The sequence below is a fragment of the Bradyrhizobium sp. U87765 SZCCT0048 genome, assembly GCF_018131225.1.
Lineage (GTDB): Bacteria > Pseudomonadota > Alphaproteobacteria > Rhizobiales > Xanthobacteraceae > Bradyrhizobium_A.
The window spans coordinates 719,834-733,629 of the sequence record NZ_JAFCMM010000001.1 but is presented as its reverse complement, the minus strand read 5'-3'; the positions used below and the strand labels follow the sequence as shown (position 1 = coordinate 733,629).

15 protein-coding genes are annotated in these 13,796 nt (G+C 67.1%); 9 read left to right on the top strand and 6 right to left on the bottom strand.

The features are described 5' to 3' along the window. Window positions 1–250: 250 nt before the first annotated feature. The 4 genes from JQ639_RS03165 to JQ639_RS03150 form a co-directional block, all read right to left on the bottom strand. Window positions 251–502 carry a DUF3551 domain-containing protein gene (locus JQ639_RS03165; protein WP_249123525.1) on the bottom strand — a complete coding sequence of 84 codons (252 nt, stop codon included), beginning with the start codon at window positions 500–502 and terminating at the stop codon, window positions 251–253. A 182-nt stretch (window positions 503–684) separates the two neighbouring features. Further along, window positions 685–1,485 carry a PaaI family thioesterase gene (locus JQ639_RS03160; protein WP_211969448.1) on the bottom strand — a complete coding sequence of 267 codons (801 nt, stop codon included), beginning with the start codon at window positions 1,483–1,485 and terminating at the stop codon, window positions 685–687. Window positions 1,486–1,818: 333 nt separating this feature from the next. After that, a complete protein-coding gene (locus JQ639_RS03155; RefSeq protein WP_211969449.1) occupies window positions 1,819–2,799 on the bottom strand; it encodes an EthD domain-containing protein in 981 nt (326 codons plus the stop codon). Between the two features lie 8 nt (window positions 2,800–2,807). Next, window positions 2,808–4,013 carry an MFS transporter gene (locus tag JQ639_RS03150; RefSeq protein ID WP_211969450.1) on the bottom strand — a complete coding sequence of 402 codons (1,206 nt, stop codon included), beginning with the start codon at window positions 4,011–4,013 and terminating at the stop codon, window positions 2,808–2,810. Window positions 4,014–4,130: 117 nt separating this feature from the next. On the opposite strand from JQ639_RS03150, the gene JQ639_RS03145 reads away from it, so the two are divergent. After that, entirely contained in the window at window positions 4,131–5,069 is a 939-nt protein-coding gene (locus JQ639_RS03145) for a LysR family transcriptional regulator (RefSeq protein ID WP_249123526.1), read from the top strand. Here JQ639_RS03145 and JQ639_RS03140 read toward each other — a convergent pair. Together JQ639_RS03140 and JQ639_RS03135 are read right to left on the bottom strand one after the other, a co-directional pair. Then, window positions 5,059–5,253, bottom strand: coding sequence for a hypothetical protein (locus JQ639_RS03140; RefSeq protein WP_211969451.1), 195 nt, complete (start codon window positions 5,251–5,253; stop codon window positions 5,059–5,061). The genes JQ639_RS03145 and JQ639_RS03140 overlap by 11 nt on opposite strands. Before the next feature lie 350 nt (window positions 5,254–5,603). Next, entirely contained in the window at window positions 5,604–6,149 is a 546-nt protein-coding gene (locus tag JQ639_RS03135) for a carboxymuconolactone decarboxylase family protein (RefSeq protein ID WP_211969452.1), read from the bottom strand. 120 nt (window positions 6,150–6,269) lie between these two features. Here JQ639_RS03135 and JQ639_RS03130 point away from each other — a divergent pair, with 120 nt between their 5' ends. From JQ639_RS03130 to JQ639_RS03095, 8 genes are all read left to right on the top strand, one after another. Continuing rightward, window positions 6,270–7,175 (top strand): LysR family transcriptional regulator, encoded by a 906-nt coding sequence (locus tag JQ639_RS03130; RefSeq protein ID WP_211969453.1) that lies wholly within the window; start codon window positions 6,270–6,272, stop codon window positions 7,173–7,175. A 344-nt stretch (window positions 7,176–7,519) separates the two neighbouring features. Next, window positions 7,520–8,365, top strand: a complete 846-nt coding sequence (locus JQ639_RS03125) for a dioxygenase family protein (protein WP_249123563.1) — start codon at window positions 7,520–7,522, stop codon at window positions 8,363–8,365. Between the two features lie 8 nt (window positions 8,366–8,373). Beyond that, window positions 8,374–9,135: an SDR family NAD(P)-dependent oxidoreductase gene (locus tag JQ639_RS03120; RefSeq protein ID WP_211969455.1), complete on the top strand. Its 762-nt coding sequence runs from the start codon at window positions 8,374–8,376 to the stop codon at window positions 9,133–9,135. 13 nt (window positions 9,136–9,148) lie between these two features. Further along, a complete protein-coding gene (locus JQ639_RS03115; protein WP_211969456.1) occupies window positions 9,149–10,060 on the top strand; it encodes a beta-keto acid cleavage family enzyme in 912 nt (303 codons plus the stop codon). A gap of 39 nt (window positions 10,061–10,099) precedes the next feature. Beyond that, the gene (locus JQ639_RS03110) at window positions 10,100–11,122 is read left to right on the top strand and encodes a quinone oxidoreductase family protein (RefSeq protein ID WP_211969457.1); all 1,023 of its coding nucleotides are present in this window, start codon (window positions 10,100–10,102) and stop codon (window positions 11,120–11,122) included. A 207-nt stretch (window positions 11,123–11,329) separates the two neighbouring features. After that, window positions 11,330–11,677: a cupin domain-containing protein gene (locus JQ639_RS03105; protein WP_211969458.1), complete on the top strand. Its 348-nt coding sequence runs from the start codon at window positions 11,330–11,332 to the stop codon at window positions 11,675–11,677. A gap of 41 nt (window positions 11,678–11,718) precedes the next feature. Next, on the top strand, window positions 11,719–12,723 hold the full coding sequence (locus JQ639_RS03100; protein WP_211969459.1) for an ABC transporter substrate-binding protein: 1,005 nt from the start codon (window positions 11,719–11,721) through the stop codon (window positions 12,721–12,723). An 89-nt stretch (window positions 12,724–12,812) separates the two neighbouring features. Then, on the top strand, window positions 12,813–13,634 hold the full coding sequence (locus JQ639_RS03095; protein WP_249123565.1) for an ABC transporter ATP-binding protein: 822 nt from the start codon (window positions 12,813–12,815) through the stop codon (window positions 13,632–13,634). Window positions 13,635–13,796 lie beyond the last annotated feature (162 nt).

Genomic DNA, 13,796 nt, shown 5'->3' with positions numbered 1-13,796 from the left:
CCCGATGACAGGCTCCGCGTCAAGTCGGATGCCAAGTCGGATGTTTCCGACTTGGGTCATTGAAGAAACGCAACTCGGCGTAGCCGAGTTGCTATGGATCGAGCTTAACGGACTCTCTACGGTGAGGAAGCTGGATTGCCGGGTCAAGCCCGGCAACGACCCATTGGGTGTGGTTGGTGTCTTGCCTGACCACCTCACGCTCAGGCCCGCGGTGCATAGCGCATGGCCTCAGAGCTGGCGATGGTGCTGGCTACCTGGATCTGCCATAGGCCGCGTGCGCCTGAGCTTCAGCGACGAAACGCGGGTTCTGCTGGCAGCTCGCACCAAGTCCGGAACTGGTTGCCATGCACTGCTGGCGTGTCGCGTAGTCGCAGCGCAGATCGATGTCATCCGCCATGCACCATGGATTTTCCCCGGCGCGTGCCGCAGAACCAAGCGGGGCTACGCCCGACATGATGGCGACAACCAGCGGCAGTGCGATTTTGCGAAGGCTCTGGGACATCTTTCTCTCCATTCCGGCGCGCCGGAAAGGCGCGGCGCTGAAGGGAAAGACGGCTCGCGGTGATTTTTTATTCCGCCTGTCGCAGGGCGCGCGGGAGGAGCGCTGTCACGATGACGTGTGCGCGACCGGGGCTTTCAGTCATCCCATGATTGCGGCCTGGTCGCAGCAATGGTGCATTTGGCCTAGGCGCCATCCGCAAACCGGTACAGCAGCGTCGCCGAACCGCAATGTGTCTCGCGGGCATCGACGAGATCGATCTCGCTCCAGAAATACTGCGCCGAGTGATCGCGGATGCGGGCGCGGGCAAAGACGCTCGATGCCGGGCGATGGCCGGTGAAGTGCGCCGACAGCGACAGCGTAGCGCCGTGGGATTTCGGCCGGCGCACGGTATAGGGGATGGTCGAGCCGGCCGCGTCGATCAGGGCGAGCATCGCCGCCTCGTGCATCGCGCCATCGCTGTCGAGGTTGCGCGCGACCGGCTCGAACGCCATTTCCAAACGCCCGACGGCGACGCCGGGAACGCTGAGGCCGCGATCCCTGAGGAACGGCAGCGCGCAGCCGGCGGCGGCGTACTCGGCGCCGTCGCCGGGCGGCGTCGTCCAGGGATCGGCGCTGCGCAGGTCGGTGCGCCGGGCCGACAGCGCGGTATGGGCACTGGCGATGACCTGGTCGTCGGCGTCGCGGATGCTGAGATCGAAGAAGCCAAGCTCCTTCACCTGCCGCGCCGACGTCGTGTGGGCGTTGAACAGCGCGCCGCGGCCGGCGCGCAGGAAATTGATATGAAAGCTCGCGGCGGAGGGGATCGCGCTGGCGTCGTCGCAGCAGCCGCGCCGTGCGGCGAGCAAAGCGAAGGCGGCGATCGCGCCGCCATGCAGCGCGCCGACGCCCGTGAGTTGCGCTTCGGCATGAAGCTGCGTCGCATCGTTCGGGCCGCACACGGCAAAATCTTCCGCGAACAGCCGGACTGAGTCCTGCTCCTGCATGCATCGACACCGCCGGATGGTGCGCGGTGCTCCCAATCAAATGGCGAACGGACCGATGGCCGCGGTCGCTGAATATCGATGGATCGAAATAACGTGCCGTCTAATGGAGCGAGCGTCGCGTCATGATGGACTCGACGCCGCGCAGGGCGAAGTGTGGCCCGAGTGACGCGACGTGACAAGGCGGCATCGTTGCATTTGCCTCATGCCTGGATGTGCAAGCAGGTAGGCTGCAACCGTTGCAACGATTGTCGCAGGTCATGTTGATGGCAGCAGTGCAATGCGGCATGGGTTGGACGCTTGTCCAACCCGCATCGTGAGCCGTTTCGCAGTGTGTCAGTCCGTCACAGGTACGGTCGGTTGTCGCGCGGCAGATGCCGGCGCGATGCGATCACGCAGGTGGAACGTCACGCCGGTGAAGTCGTCATGACCGGCAGGGATCATGACCTGCGCTTCCGCATCGCTGATCGTGCGCGCGCCGTCCGAGATGCAGAACTCTTCCGCGTCGCTCATGGTTGCGAAACCCAGCAGGCTGACGACATCGAAGGGCGCGGTCGCCGCATGGAAGAACGGCTCGCCTTCGGCCTGCGGGCCGATGTTGTGCAGCTGGACGTAGCTGCGCAGCAGGCGGCGGGTATCGGGTTGGGCCAGCACGAGGTCGGCGTGGGCGCCGCGCCAGTGATCCTGGACGGCATGGCGGTCGACGCCGGCGCGGCGTGTGTGGGTCCGGATCATCGTGACTGCATCGCGGCCATCGGGGCCTGGCAGCACGACATGCTGGCGCGCAAGCAGCGGCGCGATCTCGCGGAACATGACGCGATCCTCGGGCATGATGGCGCGGCGCACGCGCGCGCTGCCGAGCACGGCGGCGACATCATCGCGTTCGGCGAACACCAGATACGCCGCGCCATCCCAGGCCGGGCGCCGATAGGGCGGCAACTGGCCGATCACGCTCGTGTGCAGCCGGCCATCGGCGTCAAGCGGCGGATGGTAGGGCGGCGGCGTGAGCCCTGACGGGGCGGCCGCGACGCGGTGGATCTGGTCGTAGCGCAGCAGCCTGTCGAGAATGGCGTCGTCGCCTTCGGCGTGGAGAAAGCGCACGCCATGCACCTTGCGCCAGTAGTCACCCCAGGTCTCGAAATTGAGATTGGGATCGCTGCCGAAGGCATGGCGCGCGGGATCGGCGGCCGGGTCGACGAGAATCGCGCCGTCGTGGTCGAGCAGATGGCCGGCCGAGCGGCGCCGTGCGGGAAATGGCGTGGCATCCGCGCGGGACAGGAACGACAGCACGGCGATCTGATGCGGGTGTGACGACATATTCGGCCTCATGTGCGGGAGCGGTCGGCGAGACTGCGGGCGAGGGCGCTGGCGCCGGCGAGCACGCCGACGGTGCACACGCCGCGCCATCCGAACTGTGCGAAGCTCCAGGTGCCAAGCGCCGTGCCGCAGGCGACGCCGACCATGGCGGCGGTGACGATGAGGCCGTTGAGGCGGCTGCGCGCGGCGGCGTCGAGGCCGTGGATCAGGGTCTGATGCGAGATCATGCTCGCCATCACCCCGAGGTCGAACAGCGCCGCGCCGCAGCCGATCGCGATCAGCGACGTCGGGGCCGCGAGCATCAGCGCGAACGCTGCGATCACCAGCGCGCACCCGGTGCGGATGGCGAGACGCGGTCCGCTGCGATCGGCGAACTGGCCGAACAGCGGCGCGGCCAGCGCACCCGCGGCGCCCGCGAGGCCGAACAGGCCGGCGGGACCGGCACCGAGGTCGAACGGCGGCGCGGCAAGCGCCAGGGCCAGCGTCGACCAGAACGCGCCGAGGGAGCTTGCCAGCAACGCCTGCGTCGTCATCGCGACGCGCAGCGTGTGATGCTGCCGCATCAGTTGTCCGAGGCCGCGCAGCAGCTCCGTGTAGCGACCGGTGACGGCGGGCGGCACGCGCGGCAGTCCGCGCCATGCCGCCAGCGAGGTCAGCGCCATCAGTGCTGCGGCGAGCGCGAACACCGCGCGCCAGCCCAGCCATTGCGCGACGAGGCCGCCGAGGGTGCGCGAGCACAGGATGCCGATGAGGAAGCCGGCCATCACCGTGCCGACGACGCGGCCGCGCCGCGCCTCGGGCGCGAGCTGCACCGCGAGCGGCACGAAGTCCTGGCCGACGCTGCCCAACAGGCCGACGACGATGCCGGCTGCGATCAGGGCCGGCAGGCCGGGCGCGAGCGCGGACGCGACAAGGGCCAGCGCCAGCAGCAGCGCCTTGGCCGCGATCAGGCGGCGGCGATCGATGATGTCGCCAAGCGGCGCCAGCAGCAGCAGGCCCGCGACATAGCCGAGCTGCGTGCCTGTCGGCAGCCAGCCCGCGATCTCCGGGCGGACATCGAAGGCCTGCTGCACCAGATGCAGCACGGGCTGGCTGTAATAGACATTGGCGACGCCGAGGCCGGCGCCGATGGCGAGCGGCAGTGCGGCGACGCTGCGGGCGCCGTCGCGGGCAGGCGGGGCGGACGAATGGGCGGCGCGGTCGATCGTCGACATCAGGACTCCGGCAGGCGTGGACGAACGTCTGGCCGACAGCGATATTGACGAATTCTGTCACGATAAATATGCGATAGTTCGGATCAGTGTTGACTAAAAGTCGCCAATAAGGGTTCCATGATTTCTCCGGACCAACTCAAGGGCATTACCGCCTTCGTCCAGGCCGTCGACGCCGGCAGCTTCACGCTGGCCGGCGAACGCATGGGGTTGACGCGCTCGGGCGTCGCCAAGAGCGTCGCGCGCCTCGAGGAGCGGCTTGGCGTGCGGTTGATCGCACGCACCACGCGGCACTTCGGTCTCACCGATGAAGGCCAGGCGTTCTACGACAGCTGCACGCGGGCGCTCGCCGAACTCGAGGGCGCGGAGGCCGCGGTGTCGTCACGGCGCGCCGCGCCGTCGGGGCGGCTGCGCATCGATCTGCCCCATGTCTTCGGCCGGCGCTGGGTGCTGCCGGCGCTGCTCGACATCGGCGCGGTCTATCCCGATCTGCGCATGGACGTGTCATTCTCCGATCGCCTGGTCGATCCGATCGAGGAGGGCATCGACCTCGTCATTCGCATCGGCGACCTCCGCGACAGCGCTGTGCTGGTGGCCCGCCGGCTCGGTGTGCAGGCCTCGGTGGTGTGCGCGAGCCCGGCCTACCTTGCCGCACACGGTGGGCCGGCATCGATCGCCGACCTCGATGGTCATGCCTGCATCGCGTTCGGCCGTGATGGCCGGGCCAATCCCTGGCTGTTCACGACGGCCGACGGCAAGGTGGTGTCTGCCGCCGTGCGCGGCCGCTACACGTTCAATCACAGCGACGCGATCCGCGCCGCGGCGTGCGCCGGGCAGGGCCTCGCGTTGCTCGCGACCTGGCTGTGCGCCGAGGATCTGCGCGCGGGCCGGCTGGTCGCGGTGATGGCGGACATCCCGACGCTCGGCTTTCCGATCCACGCGGTATGGCCGCGCACCCGCCATCTCGCGCCGAAGGTGCGTGTCGTGGTCGACGAACTGGTCAAGCGGTTCTCGCCACGGCCGCCGTGGGAGCCTGCGCAGGCGGCGCCTACTTCCTGAACATCTGCTTCGAGGCCGCTTCGAACCGCACGACCGGGCGATCCATCTGCCACAACTCGACGTCGTGGCTGTCGACGAGGCGGCTGGCGGACTCGATCGCCTTGTCGTCATCGTCGCAGTCCATCCGCACCATGCCGATGGAGCGGCTGTGCATCCCGACGATGTAGGCTTGATAGGCGGCCATGGTGATCTCCTGCTGGTCCGAAGGTTCGTGCGCGCATCGTGTGATGCGCCGGAGGCTCGCGTCGATCTCGCGGTGAGTCCGACGGCATGCTGCGAAGGTGAGCGGACAGGCATAGGAATGCGAGAGGGGGCGCCGCTGCATTTTCTAGGCGTGACATAAGTGCCGCTCTTCATGTGCTGCGCATAAGCAGCCGATCCCGCGCGGCGACGATTGCCGCGCCGGGAAATGGAGGCGGTCTCGGCAGACGACGGCCGGGCGCGTTGTCCGTTCCTTCGAGGAAATCATGGGGCGTCGGTCGGCCTTCTCCGGCAGAGAAGGAGCGGGCTGGACCTGCCAACCCGCGCTCTGTGTCAGGCCGCCTCGGCCGCATGGACGACCGGGAAGTCGATGTCGGTCTGTGCAACCACATTGAGCAGGTTGGTGAAGATATTCTCGGCGGTGACGGCGATGATCTCGACGATCTGACCATCCGAGAAACCGGCGTCGCGCACCGCCTTGATATCGCCGTCGCTGACATGGCCGCGGTCGCGAACGACCTTGGCGGCGAAGCGCACCGCAGCATCCGCCTTGGCGTCACCGGATTGGCCCCGGCGATTCAGGGTGATTTCGTCCGGCGTGATCTTCGCCAGGTTCAGGCCGAGATAGCTGTGTGCCGACAGACAGTAGTCGCAACGGTTGACCTGAGCGACGGCGAGCGCGATCCGCTCGCGCGTCTTGACGTCGAGTGCCCTGGCCAGCGCGCCATTGTTTCCGGTGAACCCCTGCAGCGCGGCCGGGCTGGCGGCGATCAGACGAAACATGTTGGGGACGACGCCAAGCTGTTTGTGCACAGCGTCCAGGATCGGTTTGGAGGCTTCCGGGACATCATCTCGGGCGGGGATGGTCAGGCGGGACATGGCTTTCTCCTCTGCGGGCGCGAAACCGGAGCGGTTCGTGCGCCGCCAGAACTAGTCGGTTCCGTCGAGAGAGATAATCCAGTAGATTTTGAAATCGTATTCTCAAAATATGGAACAATCGTGGACCGCTTCGAGGCTATGACCATCTTGCTGCGGGTGGTCGACACGGGCAGCTTTTCAGCCGCGAGCCGGAACCTGGGCGTGCCATTGGCAACCGTCAGCCGGAAGGTGGCTGAGCTGGAGGCCCATCTCGGCGCCAAGCTGCTGACCCGCACGACCCGCAGGCTTGCATTGACCGATGCAGGCTCCGCCTACGTGAACTCGGCCAGGCGTATCCTCGACGAGCTGGACGAGACGGAGCGCTTTGCTGCCGGGGAATTCCATGCGCCGCGCGGCGAGTTGGTCGTGACGGCGCCAGTCATGTTCGGCCGCCTGTACGTTCTCCCGGTCGTTACCGCGTTTCTGACTGCCTATCCGGACATCAACGTCCGGCTCGTGCTGGCTGATCGTAACCTTCACCTGCTCGACGATCACGTCGACATGGCGGTACGCATTGGCGACCTGCCGGACAGCAACATGGTGGCCACACGCGTCGGTTCGATGCGGACGGTTGTGTGTGCCAGTCCGAAACTGCTCGCCGCGCACGGCAATCCCAATGACCCCAAGGATCTGGCCGGTCTGCCGACCGTCAATTTCGATTTCCTGTCACCAGCCTCGACGTGGTCGTTCCGCCGAAAGGACGCGCAAGGAAGCGTCGACGTGCCAATTCGGCCGCGTCTCTCTGTCTCGACCGCAGAGGCCGCGGTGTGGGCTGCCGCGCAAGACGTTGGCCTGGTTCGGGTCCTTCACTACCAGTGCGCCGACGCCGTGCGCGACGGGGCGCTGCGCGTCGTTCTGGAAGATTTTGAGGTTGAGCGGCTCCCGATTCATCTGATGCACGCGGGCCGTGGTGCGCTCCCATTCAAGATGCGGGTCTTTCTCGACTTCACTGCCGGTCGGCTGAGGGAAAGGCTGACTTTGCTCTGACGCCCGGACCGCCGCCTGAAGCGGCTCGCCGATGCGGCCTGATCGCGTCGGCGCAAGCAGCGGCCGAGGAAAGCGGTGAACGTCATTCTCGTTTGGCGTGCAATTTTCTTGATCTTCGCATGAAATTGCTTCCACTCTCTAACAGACGGTCGCTTGACATTTTGCAATCGATTGCATAAATCGGTTCATCGAATGCAAACGATTGCAGATTGGTCGCCAACGGACGCTAGAACCGAACGCCAAGGGAGGTTGCCATGACGTCACCCCAGCCGAAACCGACGGACGTGCCGGAAGGGCGGATCATCGAGGGCGTCGACGATGTCACGCCCACCGTGATCGCGGCGATGTCGCGCGCCCCGGATGCGCGGCTGCGCCAGATCGCGGAAGCCTTCGTGCGCCACATGCACGCCTTCGCCCGCGAGGTGAAGCTGACCGAGGCCGAGTACGACATCGGCATTGATTTCCTCAACCGCATCGGCCAGGCGACCAACGATCATCACAACGAAGGCATCCTGTTCGCCGACGCCATCGGCTTCTCGACGCTGGTGTGTCTGCAGAACAACGGCGACAATGGCGCGACCGAGACGGCGGCGGCACTGCTCGGGCCGTTCTGGCGCATGCATTCGCCGCGGACGGAGAACGGCGCTTCGATCGTGCGCTCGGCGACGCCGGGGCCGGAGCTGTTCGTGTCGTGCGTGCTCAAGGACGCCAGTGGCATGCCGATCGCCGGGGCTGACGTCGATGTCTGGCACTCCTCGCCGGTCGGGCTCTACGAAAACCAGGACGATGCCCAGGCCGACATGAACCTGCGCGGCAAGTTCACCACCGATGCGCAGGGGCGCTTCTCGTTCCGCTCGGTCAAGCCCGCCGGCTATCCCGTGCCGACCGACGGTCCGGTCGGCGACATGCTGCGGGCGCAGCGCCGTCATCCGTACCGGCCGGCGCATATCCATTTCCTCGCCCACAAGGCTGGCTTCAAGACGCTGATCACCCAGGTGTTCGTCGACGACGACAAGTATCTGGCGACCGATGCGGTGTTCGGCGTCACGCGCCACCTCGTCGGCGACTATCGCCGCCATGACGGCGGCACGCCGCCGGCCGCGGGCATGACCGCGCCCTGGTACACGCTCGACTACACCTTCGTCATGGAAGCAGGCGAGTCCAAGCTTCCCGTTCCCCCGATCAAGTGAGGCTCTCGATGTCGTTTCCCGTTTCGGTCAAGGACAAGGTGGTGCTGGTCGTCGGCGGTGCCGGCGGCATCGGGGCGGCCACCGCGCGCCAGTTCGCCGGGCTCGGCGCCCGCGTCGTCGTCACCCATCGCCCCGGCGCCGACAAGGCGGCGGAGGCGGCGGTGCTGGTCACCTCGCTCGCGGGCGAGGGGCATGCCGCGTTGCCGGCGGACGTGGTCGATACCGCATCGCTGCTGGCGCTGCGCGAGGCCATCACGGCGCGCTACGGCCGGCTCGACGTGCTCGTCAATTCCGCGGGCTTCACCAAGGCGGTGCCCCATGCCGACCTCGATGCGCTCGACGACGACCTCATCGACCGCATGTTCCAGGTCAACTGGCGCGGCCAGTTCGCCGTGATCAGGACGTTTGCGCCGCTGCTGAAGGCGTCCGGCGACGGCCTGATCGTGTCGGTGTCGTCGATCGCCGGCATCACCGGCAACGGCTCCTCGATCGCCTACTGCGCCACCAAGGCCGGCATCGATGTCATGACCAAGTCGCTGGCGCGGGCGCTGGCGCCGCAGGTGCGGGTGCTCGGCGTCTCGCCGGGCGTCGTCGACACCGAATTCGTGCCGGGGCGCGGCGCCGACTTCAACGCCAAGGCGTCGGCGACCATTCCGCTGAAGCGCATCGCCACCGCTGACGACGTCGCCGCGGCGATCGTGTCCTGCGCCACCCATCTGACGTTCTCGACCGGCACGACCATCCTGGTCGATGGCGGCCGGGCCCTGTGACGGAGGAGAGACGATGCGCGCCCCCCGCGACAAGGTTTTCATCACCTGTGCCGTCACCGGCAACCTGACCACGCCCGAGCAGACGCCGCACCTGCCGATCACGCCGGAGCAGATCGCCGACGCCTGCCTCGGCGCGGCGGAAGCGGGGGCTGCGGTCGTCCACATCCATGTCCGCGATCCGTCGACCGGCAAGCCGTCGATGGAGCTCGGCTACTACCGCGACGTCGTCGAGCGCATCCGGGCGAACAACACCCAGCTCATCCTCAACATCACCACCGGCCCGGGCGGCCGCTTCGTGCCGTCGCCGGACGAGCCGCGCGTCGCGGCTCCCGGCACCACCCTGATGGTGCCGGAGAAGCGCGTCGAGCACATTGCCGTCCTCAAGCCGGAGATCTGCACCATCGACCTCAACACCATGAACTCGGGCAAGGAGGTGGTGATCAACACCCCCGGCAATGTCCGCCGCATGGCCAAGGTAATGCGCGAGGCCGGCGTCAAGCCGGAGGTCGAGCTGTTCGATTCCGGCGACATCGCCCTGATGCACGACCTTCTCAAGGACGGCTCGCTCGAGGGGCCGGTGCTGTGCTCGTTCGTGATGGGCGTGCGCTACGGCTTCCAGCCGTCGCCGGAGACCGTGGTCTATGCCCGCAACCTGCTGCCGCAGGATGCGCAGTTCACCGCCATCGGCATCGGCCGCTCCGCTTTCCATGCGGTGGCGCAATCCTATCTCGCCGGCGGCCATGTCCGCGTCGGCTTGGAGGATGCGGTGTACCTCGACCGCGGCGAACTCGCGCCGTCCAACGCCGCGATGGTCGAGAAGGCGCGCCGCATGGTCGAGGACCTTGGCGGCCAGATCGCCACGCCGCGCGAAGCCCGCGAGATCATCGGTCTGCCGACCCGTCTCGCCGACGCGCATCGCGCTTGAGATATGGCGCCCCGGATCGTGGCGCCTGAAAGGATCATGATGACGTCTCTCTCTGCAAAAGCTTCCACCGCGCCGCACTCTGTCACCGCGACCTGCGTGCGCCTCAACGCCAAGGCGGCGGACGCGTCCGTGATCGCGCCGGCGATCGAGCGCCACGATCTCGTGCCCGGTGCGGACGATGTGCTCGTCGAGATCCGCGCCGCGGCGGTCAATCCGTCGGACGTCAAGGCGGCCACCGGCCTGATGCCCTATGCCGTGTTCCCGAGGACGCCGGGCCGCGACTTCGCCGGCGTCGTCATCGACGGCCCGGCGGCGCTGGTCGGGCGCGAGGTGTTCGGCTCGTCGGGCGATCTCGGCATTCGCCGCGACGGCACCCACGCCAGTCATCTGGTGGTGGAGGCGAATGCGGTGGTCGAGAAGCCGGCGACCATGTCGATGGAGGAGGCCGCCGGCATCGGCGTTCCCTTCGTCACCGCCATCGAGGGTTTTCGCCGCACCGGCCAGCCCAAGCCCGGCGAGACCGTGCTGATCATGGGCGTCAACGGCAAGGTAGGGCAGGCGGCGGCGCAGCTCGCCAGTTGGCGCGGCGCGCGGGTGATCGGCGTGGCGCGGCGGGGCGAGCCCTATCAGGGCCATGCCAACGGCCCGGTCGAGATGATCGATGCCTCGCGCGAGGATGTCGCTGCACGGGTGCGGGAGATGACCGGCGGTAAGGGCGCCGACATCGTCTTCAACACCGTCGGCGATCCCTACTTTCAGGCGGCGCACAAGGCGCTGGCGCTCGCCGGCCGCCAGATCCTGATCGCCGCGGTCGACAAGATCGTGCAGTTCAACATTCTCGAGTTCTACCGCGGCCGGCACACCTATGTCGGCGTCGACACGCTGGCGTTCTCCTCGATCGTCAGCGGCGAGGTGCTGCGCGAGGCGGTCGCCGGCTTCGCCAGCGGCCATCTCAAGCCGTATCCGATCCGGCCCGAAGCGATCTACCCGCTCGCCGACGCCAGGGCGGCCTATCTCGCCGTCATCGGCTCGGCCCGCGACCGCATCGTGCTCAAGCCGTGAGGAGCACAACGACGATGTCACTGTGATCCGTCATCCTGAGGTGCGAGCGCAAGCGAGCCTCGAAGGATGAACGGCCGACGACTTTACGACATGGGCCGTCGCCCTTCGAGGGTCCCGCTTCGCGGGACCACCTCAGGGTGACGGATTGAGGACTGACGAGTTCCGAACCGCTCGATCTCTCAACGCTCCGACGAACAGGATCCTGCTGTGCATATCACCCGCTTCAATGAGGCACCGGCCTACCATCCGCCCGAGCACTACGACATGCGCTGCCTGCGGCTGCAGGGGCGTGAGGCGGGACCATCTGACACCTTGTGGCTCGGCATGTCCCAGATCCTGCCGGGCGGGCACACCTCGCTCGACGCGTCGCCGATCGAAAAGATCTACTTCGTGGTCGAGGGCGAGCTGACCATCGAGACGGCGGAGGGCGACACGGTGCTCAGGCCCTTCGATTCCTGCCGCATTGCGCCGGACGAAGCGCGGGCGCTGAAGAATACCACCAACCGGCCGGTCATCGTGCTGCTGGCGATGCCGCTCGCACCGGCCGGCAAATAACCAGACGACAAAACGACAACAACAATTTGGAGGGACACTGAATGCGGCGCTCGCTCGCGAAAAGACTGCTGGCCTTCGTTCTCGCGGCCACCGTCACCACGCCTGTCCTGGCCCAAACGCCAGTCAAGATCGGCATCGGGTTCGGCATCGGCTTCCTGCCGATGTTCATCATGCGCGATCTCAATCTCGTCGAGAAGCACGCCAGGGCCGCGGGCCTCGACGTCAAGACGGAGTATCAGCGCATCTCCGGCTCGGCGGCGATGCAGGACGCGGTGCTGTCCGGCTCGGTCGACATGGGCGCCTACGGCGTCGCCGCGATGCTGTTCGCCTGGGACAAGGCGAAGGGCACGCCGCAGCAGATCTTCGGCATCGCCGGCGTCAACTCCAGCCCGCTGGTGCTCGTCACCAACAAGCCCGACGTCAAGACGCTCGCCGAGCTGGCGACGACCGACAAGATCGCCATGCCGGCGCTGGTGTCGCCGCAGATGTATGCCCTGCAGATGCTGTCGGAGAAGACCTTCGGCGCCGGCCAGCAGGACAAGCTGAAGCCGCAGGTGGTGGCGCTGCCGCACCCGGAATCGCTCAACGCCATGCTGTCCGGCGGCACCGAGGTGAAGGCGTACTTCGCCTCGCCGCCGTTCACCCAGATCGCGATCGACAGCGGCAAGGCCCATGCCATCGCGTCCACGGAAGACGCGTTCGGCGGCCGCTCCTCGTTCCTGGTGCTGGGGGCGACCAGGCGCTACCTCGACGCCAATCCCAAGATGGCTGATGTCATGATCGGCGCGATCGCCGAGGCGAGCGACCTGATCCGCAACGATCCCGCCATGGCGGCGAGCATCTATCTCAAGAGCGAGCCGTCGAAACTGCTCGATGAGGCGCGGGTCGCCGCGATCCTCAAGGCCAATCCTGACGACTTCGGCGTCGCGGTGTACGGCGTCAAGCAGACCGCCGACTTCATGGTGCGGCTCAAGCTGATCAAGACGGTGCCGGCGAGCTTCAAGGATGTGTTCGCCGCGCCAATCCACCAGACCAAGAGCAACTGATCGGCCGCTGCCGGCCGGTCGGCGACGACACGGCCGGCGGCAAGGCCGGGACCGGCGCGGCGCGCGCCGTTTTGGAGGGAAACATGCAGATGGCCCAGCGACGGATCGATGACGTCTCCGAGACCATGGCGCAAGCGCCGGCGGCTGCGCCGGTGCTGGCGGTCGACGGCGTGACGCTGCAGTACAAGACGCCGGATCACCTGGTGACCGCGACCTATCGTGTCGGCTTCGACATTTACGCCGGCGATCGCCTCGTGCTGCTGGGGCCGTCCGGCTGCGGCAAGTCGACCCTGCTCAAATCCATCGCCGGCTTCCACAAGCCGGTCGCGGGGGCGATCCGTCTCAAGGGCAAGCCGGTCACGGGGCCCGGGCCGGACCGCATGATGGTGTTCCAGGAATTCGACCAGCTGTTTCCCTGGAAGACGGTGCTGGCCAACGTCGCGTTTCCGATGCTGGAGAACGGCGTGGCGCGCAAGGAAGCCGACGCGCGCGCGCGCGATGCCATCGCCAAGGTCAACCTCACCAAGTTCACCGACGTCTACCCGCACATGCTGTCGGGCGGCATGAAGCAGCGCGTCGCCATCGCCCGCGCCATGGCGATGCGTCCGGACGTGCTGCTGATGGACGAGCCCTATGCCGCGCTTGACGCGCTGACCCGCCGCAAGATGCAGGAAGAGCTGCTGCAGCTGTGGGACGACGTGCGCTTCACGCTGGTGTTCGTCACCCATTCCATCGAGGAGGCGGTCATCGTCGGCTCGCGCATCGTGGTGCTGTCGCCCCATCCGGGGCAGGTGCGGGCCGAGCTCAACTGCGATCATCTCGGCGTTGCCGAGCAGGACGGCGCCGAATTCCAGATGCTGACGCGGCGCATCGCCGCGATGCTGTTCGAAGACAAGAGCGTCGGACACTAGAACCGGATGGGTTCAGGTCAAGGCACACCCCGTCATCCTGAGGTGCGAGCAACGCGAGCCTCGAAGGATGAACGGCCGAGGTCTTGATGCTCGGGCCGTCGCTCTTCGAGGGGTCCCGCTCCGCGGGGCCACCTCAGGGTGACGGATCCCGGTGATCGAACT

Coding starts and splice junctions, on each gene's coding strand:
- JQ639_RS03150 (WP_211969450.1), bottom strand. CDS start 4,013: ATGTCGACGATCGACCGCGCCGCCCATTCGTCCGCCCCGCCTGCCCGC.
- JQ639_RS03165 (WP_249123525.1), bottom strand. CDS start 502: ATGTCCCAGAGCCTTCGCAAAATCGCACTGCCGCTGGTTGTCGCCATC.
- JQ639_RS03155 (WP_211969449.1), bottom strand. CDS start 2,799: ATGTCGTCACACCCGCATCAGATCGCCGTGCTGTCGTTCCTGTCCCGC.
- JQ639_RS03110 (WP_211969457.1), top strand. CDS start 10,100: ATGACGTCTCTCTCTGCAAAAGCTTCCACCGCGCCGCACTCTGTCACC.
- JQ639_RS03160 (WP_211969448.1), bottom strand. CDS start 1,485: ATGCAGGAGCAGGACTCAGTCCGGCTGTTCGCGGAAGATTTTGCCGTG.
- JQ639_RS03140 (WP_211969451.1), bottom strand. CDS start 5,253: ATGGCCGCCTATCAAGCCTACATCGTCGGGATGCACAGCCGCTCCATC.
- JQ639_RS03115 (WP_211969456.1), top strand. CDS start 9,149: ATGCGCGCCCCCCGCGACAAGGTTTTCATCACCTGTGCCGTCACCGGC.
- JQ639_RS03095 (WP_249123565.1), top strand. CDS start 12,813: ATGGCCCAGCGACGGATCGATGACGTCTCCGAGACCATGGCGCAAGCG.
- JQ639_RS03100 (WP_211969459.1), top strand. CDS start 11,719: ATGCGGCGCTCGCTCGCGAAAAGACTGCTGGCCTTCGTTCTCGCGGCC.
- JQ639_RS03145 (WP_249123526.1), top strand. CDS start 4,131: ATGATTTCTCCGGACCAACTCAAGGGCATTACCGCCTTCGTCCAGGCC.
- JQ639_RS03120 (WP_211969455.1), top strand. CDS start 8,374: ATGTCGTTTCCCGTTTCGGTCAAGGACAAGGTGGTGCTGGTCGTCGGC.
- JQ639_RS03135 (WP_211969452.1), bottom strand. CDS start 6,149: ATGTCCCGCCTGACCATCCCCGCCCGAGATGATGTCCCGGAAGCCTCC.
- JQ639_RS03125 (WP_249123563.1), top strand. CDS start 7,520: ATGTCGCGCGCCCCGGATGCGCGGCTGCGCCAGATCGCGGAAGCCTTC.